Below are 12,213 nucleotides of genomic sequence, written 5' to 3'. Positions count from 1 at the left end.
ACGACAAGGAGACCGCCGGTGCCGCAGAGAACCATGACGGCGGAAGCCCAGGGCAACGGCTGGGACGACGGCCTCATCGCCCGCCGCGCGCTCATCGACGACGCGCCCCCCGGGCGCAGCACCGAACTCGCCACCGCCGTCCCCGCCCCCGCGCACGGCGCCGAAGCCCCCGAGGACCGGGCCCTGCACACCCGGCTCGGCGCGCTGCGCGAGCTGATCGGCCTCTCCCGCGCCCGCCTCGAAGCCGGAGTGCTCGCCGAGGCCGGCAAGGTCCTGGACGAGGCCGCCGCCCGGGACCGGCTGCCCAGGACGTACACCACGGTCGCCATCGCCGGCGCCACCGGCAGCGGCAAGTCCACCCTCTTCAACGCCATGGCCGGCGCCAACCTGTCCGAGACCGGGGTACGCCGCCCCACCACCGCCAACGCCGTCGCGTGCAGCTGGCCCGCCGGCAAGGGACGCGGCGGCGACGGGCTGCTGGAACGCCTGGCCATCCCGGTCCGCGCCCGGCGCCGCGCCCACGTCCCCGACCCGGCGCTGCGCGGCCTGATCCTGCTCGACCTGCCCGACCACGACTCCATCGCCCCCGACCACCGCGAACAGGTGGACCGGCTGCTCGGCCTGGTGGACGCGGTGATCTGGGTGGTCGACCCGGAGAAGTACGCCGACGCCGTCTTCCACGAGCGCTATCTGCGGGCCTTCGCCGGACACGCCGAGGTCAGCATCGTGGTGCTCAACCAGGCGGACCGGCTGCCCGGCGACGCGGTGGACGCCGTCCTGGACGATCTGCGCCGGCTGCTGGACGAGCGCGGCATCGCGCTCAGCGAGCACGGCGAACCGGGCGCGGGCGTCCTGGCCGTCTCCGCGCTCACCGGGCAGGGCGTGCCCGAACTGCGGCAGCTCGTCGGCGACCTGGTCGGCGGCCGGAGCGCGGCGGCCAAGCGCATCGCGGCGGACGTCGACGGCGTCGCCCGCCGCCTGCGCCCGCTGTACGTGGGCGAGGAGGCCGAATCCCCGGCCGGGCTGACCCAGCGCACCCGGGAGGACTTCGAGGAACGGCTGGCGCTGGCCGTCGGCGCCCAGGCCGCCGGGCAGGCCGCCGAACGCGGCTGGCTGCGGCGCGCCGACCGCGCCTGCGGCACGCCGTGGGCGCAGCTGGCCCGCCGGATGGCGTTCCGGCAGGCCCAGCGGCGCGGCGAGCCGCCCGCCCTGCTGGCCCGGCGGCTGGCCGGCGACCCGCCGCCCGCCGTCTCCCGTCCGGCGCTGGAACAGGCGGTACGGGAGCTGGCCGAGGACGCCTCGCACGGGCTGCCGCTGCCGTGGTCCACGGCCGTCCACGACGCCGCCTGGCGCGGCGCGCAGGGGCTGCCGCGCGCGCTGGAGACGGCGCTGGCCCGCCCGCCGGCCCGGGAGGACGGCGACATGTCGACATCGCGACAGAAGAAGAAGGGGACAGCGGAGCGGAACCCGGGGACGCAGGGGACGGAGGGGAAGGAGGAGAAGACGCGGCCGGAGAAGCCGGGGCGGACCGTCGCCGCCGCCGGGCGCGGCCGGCGCTGGTTCGCCCGGCACCGGCAGCCCGAACTGACCGTGCTGAAGCCGCCGCCCGGTACCGTCCCCGCGCCCCCCGTACCGACCGGCCCCGCCGCCCCGGCCCTCCAACTGCCCCGGCCCGGCTGGTGGTCGGTGGCCGCGTTCGGCCAGGCGATGCTGCTGGCCGCCCAGCTGCTGGGCGTGAGCTGGCTGCTCGCCGCGCTGATCGGCTTCCCCGTCGCCGGCCGCTGGCTGCCCCTCGCGCTGCTGCTCGGCGGCTCGGTCGGCGGCCCGCTGCTGGCCTGGACCTGCCGGCTCGCCGCCCGTGGCCCGGCGCACAGCTGGGGCCGCAAGGAGGAGTGGCGGCTGCGCAGACTGGCCGCCGAGGCCGGCCAGAGCCACGTCCTGGAACCGGTGGCGGCGGAACTGCTGCGCTACCGGGAGGTCCGCGAGCAGTACGCGATCGCCGCCTCCCCGACCGGCTCGGCGGACGACCCGATCCCCCCGGCCGTGCTGTCCGAGAGCTGAGGACACAGGCGCCGCACCCGTCCCGCCGCGGCCGGGCAAAGGATGGGTGCGGCGCGCACTCTCGGCATCAACCCGCAGCAGGTCAGCGGCCGGGTCGTGCGGACCGGCAGCCCGCGCGAGGCGCGACGGCCACGCAGCGGTCGCGTACCGGCCACGCGCGGGGCGGCGGGCACCACCGGGGCCCGCCGCCCCGCCCCGCTCAGGGCCTCCCGCCGCGCTCCAGCGGCAGCCGCTCACCGGCCTCGACGGCCGGCGCCAGCCGGTTCTCGCGCGGCGGCAGCGGGCAGGTCGCCAGATCGGTGTACGCGCAGGGCAGGTTGACCGCCCGGTTGAAGTCGACGGTCACCCGCCCCTCCGCGTCCGGCGGCTCGATCGACAGCGAACGGTTCGCCGCGTACGTGCTCACCCCCGAGGTCGCGTCGGTGAACAGCACGGACAGCGCACCGGGACGGCCACCGTTGAACGCGGTGAGCCGGTGGGCCGCGCCGTCGAGCTCGAACTCCACCTGCCCCGGCGCCTCCAGCACATGCTCCAGCCCCTCCACCACCGCGCCGACCGTCACCGGGCGCGGCGCGTCGAACGGCAGGAAACGGCCGGGCCGCGCCCAGGCCGGGTCGGGGGCGAAGACGGGGGTACCGGTGAAGCCGGTACGCAGCGGGTTCGCCGGGTCCCGGGGGCGCAGCAACGCCTGCCCGCCGCGCCGGGCCACCTCGATGACGAGATCGCCGGAGACGGGGAAGACGCTGCCGCCGTCCGCCAGGGCGTCGAACCGGTGCCGCCCGTGGACGGGCTCGCCGTCCACGGTGAGCGTCTCGCCGTCGGCGAGGGTGACCAGCACCGCGCCGTCGTCACCGGTGGACCAGGCGCCGGGCGCGTCGTCGAACCGGGTGGGCTCGGGGGTCAGCCAGCGCATGCTGGTGATGGCCAGGAAGCCGTGCGGGGCGGCGAGGGAGCGCTCGCGGGCCCGGCGCCAGGTGGTCCAGTCGCGGACGAACGCCTCGGGGTCGGAGCCGGAGCCGGGGTCGGGGTGCGGGGGGTTCGGGGGCAGGGTCGGGTTCGGCACAGCGGGTCTCCGGTCGGGGGAGTGGGGTACGGGCGGGGGCCGGGGTCGCCGGGGCGGCGTCAGGCCGGACAGGAGGCCGTGGTGACCCGCCCGAGGTCGATGTGCCGACGGGACGTCAGGGCGGCTGCGCGCATGCGGACGACCCTGGGCCGGAACGCCCCGTTTCGTCAAGGACGTCCGCCACACCCGGCACCGGCGGCCGGTGCCCGGGCCGCTCCGACCGGGCGGTCGGGCGGGTGCCGTGATTGTTCCCATTCCGCGCGATTCCGAGGTAACGATTCCACGTCGGAAGGCTTAAGACTGTCTACGGACGGGGACATAGAGCGACTGCCTCTCTACGATCCGGCAGTACGCACGGGGAAGTTGATGAGCGTGCCGCCTCAAGTGCGGCTGCGCGCCCCCGTGATCGCCGTGGAGGGGACTTACATGATGTTTGCACGCAAGCGGGTCGCCGCCCGCCTTGCGGCTACCGCCGTCGCCACCGGGCTCGCCGCCGCCGGCGTGCTGGCCACCGCCGGCCCGGCCCTCGCCGACCAGACCCCGGGCAACGGTGGTGCCACCGCCACGCTGGACGGGCTCCGGGTCAGCGACAAGATCGACGTGACGAAGGACGGACGGACCAACACCTACAGCGGTGGTCTGTTCTACCTGAACGCGGACGACGGCGGCACCCTGAAGACGTACTGCATCGACTTCGGCACGCCCACCTCGCCGAAGGCCAAGTACAAGGAGACCGACTGGAACTCCTCGCGTCTGCACGACATCCCGGACGAGGCCGCCAAGATCCACTGGATCCTGCAGAACTCCTACCCGGCCGTCGATGACCTCAACGCCCTGGCCGAGGCGGCCGGCGCGAACTCGCTGACCGACAAGCAGGCTGCCGCCGGTACCCAGGCCGCCATCTGGGAGCTGTCGGACGGCGTCGAGGCCACCCCGAAGGACGAGAACGCCGCCAAGCTCGCGGACTGGCTCGGCGAGAACGCCCAGGCCGTCGAGGAGCCGCGCGCCTCGCTGGGGCTGTCCCCGCAGGAGGTCACGGCCAAGCCGGGCGGGCTCTCCGACCCGATCACCGTCCACACCAGCGCCGACTCCGTGGTCATCTCCACCGACCCGGCCGCCGCCGCTGCCGGTGTCACCGTCGTCGACGCGAACGGTGAGACCGTCACCGAGTCCACCCCGGTCACCGACGGCACCGAGCTGTTCTTCTCCGTGCCCGAGGGCGCCGAGGACGGCTCCGCCTCCCTGACCGCCACCGCCACCTCCCCGGTGCCGGTCGGCCGTGTGCTCACCGGTATCGACGTCCGGACCCAGACCATGATCCTGGCCGGGTCCTCCGAGTCCTCCGTCAGCTCCGGCGCGACCGTCCACTGGGCCAGCGAGGGCCCGAACCCGGCGATCACCGCCGAGGAGGTCTGCGTCGAGGGCGGCGTGCGGCTGAACGTCACCAATGACGGTGACCAGCCCTTCACCTTCGAGCTGGACGGCGAGTCCTACGAGATCGCCCCCGGTGCCGAGCAGCAGGTGATCGTCCCGGTCGAGAACGGCCAGGCGTACGAGATCACCGTCGAGAACCTGGAGGGCAAGGAGCCCTGGGTCTTCACCGGTGTCCTGAACTGCGAGACCGCCGGTGAGGAGCCCATCGCCGAGCCCGAGCCCGAGACCCCGGCCGACAACGAGCCCACCCCGGACACCACCGGTGGCAACGGCGGTCCGGACCTGGCCGAGACCGGTTCCAGCTCCAACCTCGGCATGATCGCCGGTGTCGCCGTGGCCCTGCTGGCCGTCGGCGGTGGCGCGGTGTTCTTCCTGCGCAAGCGGAGCGCCGGTTCCGCCGCTGAGTGAGCCGAGTGAGCTGAGCGAGCAGAACCGCTACGTACGGTGAACACCGCCGTACGCGCGCACAGGGGCGGGTCCCGCGGGGGCCCGCCCCTTCCGCGTCCCGCGCCCCGGTCCGGTTTCCGCCCGGGGCATGCCATGCGGCAGGATGGACGCATCCACTCTTCCGCCCCTTCACTGATCTGCCGGACGGTTTCTGTTGGCTGAGTACATCTACACCATGCGCAAGGCGCGCAAGGCGCACGGCGACAAGGTGATCCTCGATGACGTCACCCTGAGCTTCTTGCCCGGGGCCAAGATCGGTGTCGTGGGCCCCAACGGCGCGGGTAAGTCCACCGTGCTGAAGATCATGGCCGGGCTGGAGCAGCCCTCCAACGGCGACGCCTTCCTCGCGCCGGGCTACACGGTGGGCATCCTGCTCCAGGAGCCGCCGCTGGACGAGTCCAAGACCGTGCTGGAGAACGTCCAGGACGGCGTGGCCGAGGTCAAGGGCCAGCTCGACCGGTTCAACGAGATCGCCGAGCTGATGGCGACCGACTACTCCGACGCGCTCATGGAGGAGATGGGACAGCTTCAGGAGAAGCTGGACCACGCGAACGCCTGGGACCTGGACGCCCAGCTGGAGCAGGCCATGGACGCCCTGGGCTGCCCGCCCGGCGACTGGCAGGTCACCAACCTCTCCGGTGGCGAGAAGCGCCGGGTGGCGCTGTGCAAGCTGCTGCTGGAGCAGCCCGACCTGCTGCTGCTGGACGAGCCCACCAACCACCTGGACGCCGAGTCGGTGAACTGGCTGGAGCAGCACCTGGCGAAGTACCCGGGCACCGTGGTGGCCATCACCCACGACCGGTACTTCCTGGACAACGTCGCGCAGTGGATCTGCGAGGTGGACCGGGGCCGGCTGCACGGCTACGAGGGCAACTACTCCAAGTACCTGGAGACCAAGGCCACCCGGCTCAAGGTCGAGGGCCAGAAGGACGCCAAGCGCGCCAAGCGGCTCAAGGACGAGCTGGAGTGGGTCCGCTCCAACGCCAAGGGCCGGCAGGCCAAGTCCCGCGCCCGTCTCGCCCGTTACGAGGAGATGGCGGCGGAGGCCGAGAAGACCCGCAAGCTGGACTTCGAGGAGATCCAGATCCCGCCGGGGCCGCGGCTCGGCAACGTCGTCGTCGAAGTGAACGATCTGCACAAGTCGTTCGGCGACAAGGTGCTGGTGGACGGCCTCACCTTCACGCTGCCGCGCAACGGCATCGTCGGTGTGATCGGCCCCAACGGCGCGGGCAAGACCACCCTGTTCAAGATGATCATGGGTCTGGAACAGCCGGACTCCGGGAACATCAAGACCGGTGAGACGGTCAAGGTCTCCTACGTCGACCAGTCGCGCGCCAACATCGACCCGAAGAAGACGCTGTGGGCGGTCGTCTCCGACGAACTCGACTACATCAACGTCGGCCAGGTCGAGATGCCCTCGCGCGCCTACGTCAGCGCCTTCGGCTTCAAGGGCCCCGACCAGCAGAAGCCGGCCGGCGTCCTCTCCGGCGGTGAGCGCAACCGGCTGAACCTGGCCCTCACCCTCAAGCAGGGCGGCAACCTCCTGCTCCTCGACGAGCCGACCAACGACCTCGACGTGGAGACCCTGTCCTCCCTGGAGAACGCGCTGCTGGACTTCCCCGGCTGCGCCGTGGTCGTCTCCCACGACCGCTGGTTCCTGGACCGCATCGCCACGCACATCCTGGCGTACGAGGGCGACTCCAAGTGGTTCTGGTTCGAGGGCAACTTCGAGGCGTACGAGAAGAACAAGGCCGAGCGGCTGGGCCCGGAGGCCACCCGTCCGCACCGGGCCACCTACAAGAAGCTCACCCGGGGCTGAGGGGCGGAACGCCGTGCGGCATGTGTACGAGTGCCCCCTGCGCTGGTCGGACATGGACTCGTTCGGGCACGTCAACAACGTGATCTTCCTGCGGTATCTGGAAGAGGCCCGGATCGACTTCATGTTCCGGCTGGCTCGGCAGGCCGACTCCGGGGCGTTCACCGGGGGTTCGGTGGTCGCACGGCACGAGATCGACTATCTGCGCCCGCTGGTGCACCGGCACGCGCCGGTCTCCGTCGAGCTGTGGGTCGCCAAGCTCGGCGGCGCCTCGGTCACCGTGGCCTACGAGATCAAGGACACGGAGCAGGTGTACGTGCGCGCCTCCACGGTGGTCGTGCCCTACGACCTCCAGGCGGGCCGGCCGCGCCGGATCACCGAGGAGGAACGCCGGTTCCTCGGGCACTACCAGGACGACGCGGCCGGCGGGAGCGGTGGCGCGTGATGATCTCGCTCGCCGAGCGGGGAGAGGCCGCCGATCTGGCGGCCCTCCTCGCCCGGCTGCTGCGCTGGGAGAAGGCCGCCGCCGCCCGGTTGCAGGCGGACGGTCCGGTGCTGGGCGTGTTCGCCCGGCCGGCCCGGTTCGGCGTACTGGCCATCCGGCCGCTGCGGCTGGCCGAGCCGGCGCGGCTCGATGTCACGGTCTCCGCCGGTGAGCTGCTGGAGGGGATCGACGAGGCGGCCGGTACGGCCCGGGTGCCGGCGCCGGTGACCGGCCCGTCCTGGGCCGGGGTGCTGCCCCCGCGCGGCGGCTGGGAGCCGCTGGCGGAGCTGGAGCACGGCGGGCTGCGCGGCGCGGCCGAGGCCGTGGTGGCGGAGTTCCGGAAGCGTACCGAGGCCCTGGCCGACGCCGAGCGCACCCGGGAGGCGCTGGACGCGCTCGCCGAGGAGATCTGGAGCCGTCCGCTGCCCGGCACGCCGCTGCCGCTGCGGGCCGTGCACGCGGCCCGGTCGCTGGGCTTCCTGCGCGCCGCCGCCCCGGCGGCGGTGCTGGCCCGGGGCGTGTGGCTGCGGCTGCGCACCCCGCTGGGGTCCATCGCGGTCCGCCGCCCCGGCAGCACCACCCCCGGGCTGACCGTCACCCCGCGCTGACGCTCGTTCGGGTGACGGGCGGCCGTCGGGTTGACTTCGGTCCGGCGCGGGCCCTCCGGCAGGGCCCCGCGAGGGGCCCACCGGTGGCCCGGCCGCCGGGTCACATCTCGCGCGCGATGAACCGGATCAGCTGCCGCGACTCCACCACGTCGAGCGCGATCCGCTCCGAAACTTCCAGAAGTTTCCGGTACTTCTCCAACTCCGAGGCATCGTGCAGGAAATCGCCGCCGAAAGGCGTGTCCACCTCCACCGTGTCCAACTCGGTCACCGGGCCGTACGCATAGAGAAATGACTGCCCGTGCCCGGGAATGTCCTCCCGGGAAAACGGAATCACCCGCAGTTCCACCGAGGGCCAGTGCGCCACGTCCAGCAGCCGCTCCAACTGCTCGCGCGCCGTCCGGCGGCCCCCGTACCGCATCCGCAGCGCGCCCTCGTGGATGATCGCCTGGCACGGCGGCGGGTCCTCCCCGCGCAGCAGCTCCCCGCGCCGTATCCGCAGCGCCACCCGCGCCGCCAGCAGCTCCTCGTCCGGCGGCGGCACCGAACCCCCCATCACCGCGCGCGCGTACCCGGGCGTCTGGAACACCCCGGGCACCAGCAGCATGTGCACCATCCGCAGCCGGGTGGCGTGATGCTCCAGCTCCGCCATGTCCACATTCCCCTGCGGCACCCGGCCCCGGAACGCGTCCCACCAGTTCCCGCCCCGGTGTTCCCTGGCCATCGCGCACAATTCCCCGATGAGCCGCTGATCCTCGCAGCCGTAGAACTCGGTGAGCCGGCGGATCCGTGTCTCACTGATACCGCGCCGGCCGGATTCGATATTCGACATCTTCGCGCGATCCGTGCCGATCCAGGCGGCAGCCTCGTGCGCCGCTTTCCCGGCCCGCTCCCGCAACTTCCGCAATTCCGCCCCGAGCCGCGCCTCACGTGCGCTCGGAAGATCCCTCGGCGGCATCTGCCTGCCCTCCTCATCCGCGACCGGATCAGTCTGCCGCGCGCTGTCGCCCCCGGTCTACTCTCCGTGAGTTCCCGCCCCCGGGAACCGGTCTGCGACCATGGGAGGGTGAACGAGATCCGACGCGGCACCCTGCCCACCGAGACCTTCTACGAGCGCGTCGGCGGCGAGGCCACCTTCCGGAAGCTGGTGAAGCGCTTCTACGAGGGCGTGGCCGACGATCCGCTGCTGCGGCCCATGTACCCCGAGGAGGACCTCGGGCCGGCCGAGGAGCGCTTCGCCCTCTTCCTCATGCAGTACTGGGGCGGCCCGCGCACCTACAGCGACCGGCGCGGTCACCCCCGGCTGCGGATGCGGCACGCTCCGTTCACGGTCGACCGCGCCGCCCACGACGCCTGGCTGCGGCACATGCGCGACGCCATCGACACCCTCGGCCTCGACCCGGAGGACGAGGCCGAGATGTGGCGCTACATGGTCTACGCGGCCGGCTCGATGATCAACACCCCCGGCTGAGCGGGACGGGCCCGGGCCCGCCCCGCCGCATCGGGCGCGCTCCCGTCAGGCGCTGTCCCAGCGGAACAGCTTCGCCGCGATCGCCGTGCACACCGCCGTGAAGAGCAGCAGCCCGCCCATCACCGGCAGCGCCGTGCCCCAGCTGTCGTCGCGGCTGAGGACCGCCATCAGCGCCTCGTTGAGGTGCTTGAGCGGCATCACCTGGGCGATCGTCGACAGCCAGGACGGCATCACGTCCGCCGGGAAGAACGACCCCGACAGGAACGCCATCGGCATGATCGTCACCTGGAGGATGCCGTTGGCCGCCTCCTCGGTCTTCGCCACCGCCCCGATGATCAGGCCGATCGACATGAACGCCAGCGAGCCGCACAGCACCAGCGGAATGGACAGCCACCACGCCCCGCTCAGCTGGAGCCCGTAGAACGGGATCACCGCGACGCCCAGGAACACCGCCGTCTGCACCACGGCCAGCCCCAGCGTCACCCCCACCCGGCCCGCGACCACGGCCCACGGACGGACCGGGGCCAGCCACAGCCGGCGCAGCAGCCGGGTCTTGCGCATGCTGACCAGGGTGAGCGCGGACAGGAACGCCCCGCCCATCGCCACCGCCCAGCCCAGCAGCCCCGGCGCCAGGAACTGGATCGGCTTGACCGAGTCGTCCTCGACCGTGTCCATCGCGATCGTGTACGTCGGCGGCTGGCCGGTCGCGGCCAGGTTCGCCGACTCCACCAGCGTCTGGACCACGCTGCGGACGGTGCCCGCCCGTACCCCGTCCGCCTCCGAGTAGCGCACCTCGATGGTGGTGCCGTCCTGCCAGATCGCGCCGGCCACATCGCCGTCGCGGACCTGCTTCAGCGCCTCGTCGAGATCGGCGGCGCGCCGCAGCTCCACCACCTTGTCCAGGTCGGCGCGGTAGTCCGCCGGCAACTCCTCCAGCAGTTCGACGTCGCCGACCTGGGCGATCGGCGAGCGCGAGACCGAGGTGTCCTGGAAGAGCGCGCCGAACAGCACCAGGAACATCAGCGGGAAGATCAGCATGAAGAACACGGCCGTGCGGTCCCGCACCAGGCCGAGCACCATGGTTCTGGAGAGGGGAACGAGCCCCCCGAGGCTACGGCTCACTGGCGGAACTCCCGGCCGGTCAGCTGGAGGAACACGTCCTCCAGGGTCTTCACACCCAGCTCGGAGATCAGCTCGGCGGGCGGGCCGGTGCGCAGAATCCGGCCGGCGTCCATGATCGAGACGCGGTCGCACAGGACCTCGGCCTCGTCCAGATAGTGGGTGGTCAGCACCACGGTCCGGCCGGCGGCGTTGATCTCGCGCAGCAGATCCCACATGTTGCGGCGCGCCTGCGGATCGAGACCGGTGGTCGGCTCGTCCAGGAACACCAGCTCCGGATCGTGCACCAGGGCACAGGCGATCGACAGCCGCTGGGCCTGGCCGCCCGACAGCTCCGTGTCGCTCACGTCGGCCTTCTCGGTGAGGCCGACCGACTCCAGCATGGCGTCCGCGCGTTCGCGCGGCACCTCGTACAGATCGGCGAAGGTGTGGATCTGTTCGCGCGCGGTGAGTTTCTCGAAGAACGCGGTCGCCTGGAGCTGGACGCCGATCCGGCGCAGCAGCTCGTAGTTGCGCGGCCAGGAGGGGATGCCGAACAGCTCGGCCGTGCCCTCATCGGGGCGGCGCAGCCCCTCGACGATCTCCAGCGTGGTGGTCTTGCCCGCGCCGTTGGGCCCCAGAATGCCGTAGAACTCGCCGGGCGCCACCTCGAAGGTCACCCCGTCGACCGCTTGCACATCCCCGTATGTCTTCCGCAGCCCGCTGACAGATATGGCGGGTTGGTCCACTGAGACTGCTCCTATCCCCTGTAGAGCGTGATGGTGGTCCAGGCACCGACGTGCACGCGGTCTCCCTCGCGCAGCGGTACCGGAACGAACGGCTGGATCGGATCCTCCGACCCATTGACCGTGGTCCCGTTGGTGGAGTCCTGGTCGACCACCGCCCAGCTGCCGTCCGGCTGCTGGACGAGCACGGCGTGCTGGTGGGAGACTCCCGGGTCCTCGGACGGCTGGGACAGGTCGATGTCCGGGCTCTCGCCGGTGGACTGGCGGCGGCGGCCGACGGTGACCTGCGGTCCGCTCAGCGGCAGCTGGCGGGGTGGTGCGTACGGCGGCAGGCTCAGCTGCGCGGCCTCGGGGCCGGAGCGGCGCATCATGGCCTGGAAGTAGTCGGGGTCGGGGCCGACCGTCACCATCCACGCGCCGCCGCGCGGCGGGTAGCCGTAGCCGCCGGGGGCCTGCTGCGGGGGCTGCTGCGCGGGCGGCGGGAGCACCCAGTCGCCGGTCTGGCCGGGGGCGCCACCGGGCGCCGGCGGGGCGGGCGGCGGCTGGTGGCCGTGACCGTGGCCGTGGCCGTAGGGGTGGGGCGGGGCCGGCGGCTGGTGGGGAGGCTGGTGCTGGGGCTGCTGGTGCTGGGGCGGTGCGCCGGGTATCGGCGGCCCATCGGCACGCAGCGGAGGTATGTAGGTGGTGGGGGAGTTGGTCAGGAAGTTGTACCGGCAGCCCTCGCAGAACGGGGCCTGCGCCTCACGCGGCGTACGGCACTGGGGACAGTGCTCGCCGGCCGGCGCGGGCTGCATCGGCGGGGCCGCCGGATAGCCGGGCGGGCCGGGCGGCGGCGCGGGGGGACCGGGCGGACCCGGGGGCTGCTGGCCGAACGCTCCGGGCGGCGGGGGCATCGCGGCGGCGGGCGCGGGCGCCGGCATGCGGTACCCGCACACCTCGCACCAGTCCTCGGCCGCCGACTGGTGGCCGTTCGGGCACGTCGGCATGT

The 12,213-nt window shown here is 72.9% G+C and carries 11 protein-coding genes; 6 read left to right on the top strand and 5 right to left on the bottom strand.

What is annotated here, in order from left to right:
* The first annotated feature begins 33 nt into the window (after positions 1-33).
* On the top strand, positions 34-2,061 hold the full coding sequence (locus BM385_RS18350) for a GTPase (RefSeq protein WP_019432791.1): 2,028 nt from the start codon (positions 34-36) through the stop codon (positions 2,059-2,061).
* A 199-nt stretch (positions 2,062-2,260) separates the two neighbouring features.
* On the opposite strand, the gene BM385_RS18345 is transcribed toward BM385_RS18350, so the two are convergent.
* The gene (locus tag BM385_RS18345) at positions 2,261-3,124 is read right to left on the bottom strand and encodes a DUF1684 domain-containing protein (protein ID WP_093843703.1); all 864 of its coding nucleotides are present in this window, start codon (positions 3,122-3,124) and stop codon (positions 2,261-2,263) included.
* A gap of 426 nt (positions 3,125-3,550) precedes the next feature.
* Here BM385_RS18345 and BM385_RS18340 point away from each other — a divergent pair, with 426 nt between their 5' ends.
* From BM385_RS18340 to BM385_RS18325, 4 genes are all read left to right on the top strand, one after another.
* Positions 3,551-4,966, top strand: a complete 1,416-nt coding sequence (locus BM385_RS18340; protein ID WP_026047252.1) for a thioester domain-containing protein — start codon at positions 3,551-3,553, stop codon at positions 4,964-4,966.
* A 193-nt stretch (positions 4,967-5,159) separates the two neighbouring features.
* Entirely contained in the window at positions 5,160-6,824 is a 1,665-nt protein-coding gene (gene ettA / locus BM385_RS18335; protein WP_019432794.1) for an energy-dependent translational throttle protein EttA, read from the top strand.
* Positions 6,825-6,837: 13 nt separating this feature from the next.
* Positions 6,838-7,266: an acyl-CoA thioesterase gene (locus BM385_RS18330; protein WP_019432795.1), complete on the top strand. Its 429-nt coding sequence runs from the start codon at positions 6,838-6,840 to the stop codon at positions 7,264-7,266.
* Positions 7,266-7,913: a DUF8010 domain-containing protein gene (locus BM385_RS18325; RefSeq protein WP_037755638.1), complete on the top strand. Its 648-nt coding sequence runs from the start codon at positions 7,266-7,268 to the stop codon at positions 7,911-7,913. Before BM385_RS18330 ends, BM385_RS18325 begins: the two co-directional genes overlap by 1 nt.
* 100 nt (positions 7,914-8,013) lie before the next feature.
* Here BM385_RS18325 and BM385_RS18320 read toward each other — a convergent pair whose 3' ends face one another.
* Complete coding sequence (locus BM385_RS18320; RefSeq protein ID WP_019432797.1) at positions 8,014-8,868, bottom strand: helix-turn-helix domain-containing protein; 855 nt, start codon at positions 8,866-8,868, stop codon at positions 8,014-8,016.
* A 108-nt stretch (positions 8,869-8,976) separates the two neighbouring features.
* Between BM385_RS18320 and BM385_RS18315 the strand changes: the two genes are divergently transcribed.
* The gene (locus tag BM385_RS18315; RefSeq protein ID WP_019432799.1) at positions 8,977-9,381 is read left to right on the top strand and encodes a globin; all 405 of its coding nucleotides are present in this window, start codon (positions 8,977-8,979) and stop codon (positions 9,379-9,381) included.
* A 45-nt stretch (positions 9,382-9,426) separates the two neighbouring features.
* Here the strand turns inward: BM385_RS18315 and BM385_RS18310 are convergent, their stop codons facing one another.
* The 3 genes from BM385_RS18310 to BM385_RS18300 all read right to left on the bottom strand — a co-directional run bounded on the left by BM385_RS18310 (position 9,427) and on the right by BM385_RS18300 (position 12,211).
* Positions 9,427-10,503 (bottom strand): ABC transporter permease, encoded by a 1,077-nt coding sequence (locus tag BM385_RS18310; protein WP_237751260.1) that lies wholly within the window; start codon positions 10,501-10,503, stop codon positions 9,427-9,429.
* Complete coding sequence (locus tag BM385_RS18305; RefSeq protein WP_019432801.1) at positions 10,500-11,177, bottom strand: ABC transporter ATP-binding protein; 678 nt, start codon at positions 11,175-11,177, stop codon at positions 10,500-10,502. Before BM385_RS18305 ends, BM385_RS18310 begins: the two co-directional genes overlap by 4 nt.
* Before the next feature lie 62 nt (positions 11,178-11,239).
* Complete coding sequence (locus BM385_RS18300; protein ID WP_093843702.1) at positions 11,240-12,211, bottom strand: FHA domain-containing protein; 972 nt, start codon at positions 12,209-12,211, stop codon at positions 11,240-11,242.
* Positions 12,212-12,213: the final 2 nt, after the last annotated feature.

This window comes from Streptomyces harbinensis, assembly GCF_900116145.1.
Taxonomy (GTDB): domain Bacteria; phylum Actinomycetota; class Actinomycetes; order Streptomycetales; family Streptomycetaceae; genus Streptomyces; species Streptomyces carpaticus.
This window is presented reverse-complemented; position numbering and strand designations above follow the sequence as displayed.

Excerpts from the sequence above, each read along its gene's own strand:
- BM385_RS18350 (WP_019432791.1), top strand. The coding sequence starts at position 34 with ATGACGGCGGAAGCCCAGGGCAACGGCTGGGACGACGGCCTCATCGCC.
- BM385_RS18340 (WP_026047252.1), top strand. The coding sequence starts at position 3,551 with ATGATGTTTGCACGCAAGCGGGTCGCCGCCCGCCTTGCGGCTACCGCC.
- BM385_RS18325 (WP_037755638.1), top strand. The coding sequence starts at position 7,266 with ATGATCTCGCTCGCCGAGCGGGGAGAGGCCGCCGATCTGGCGGCCCTC.
- BM385_RS18320 (WP_019432797.1), bottom strand. The coding sequence starts at position 8,868 with ATGCCGCCGAGGGATCTTCCGAGCGCACGTGAGGCGCGGCTCGGGGCG.
- BM385_RS18300 (WP_093843702.1), bottom strand. The coding sequence starts at position 12,211 with ATGCCGACGTGCCCGAACGGCCACCAGTCGGCGGCCGAGGACTGGTGC.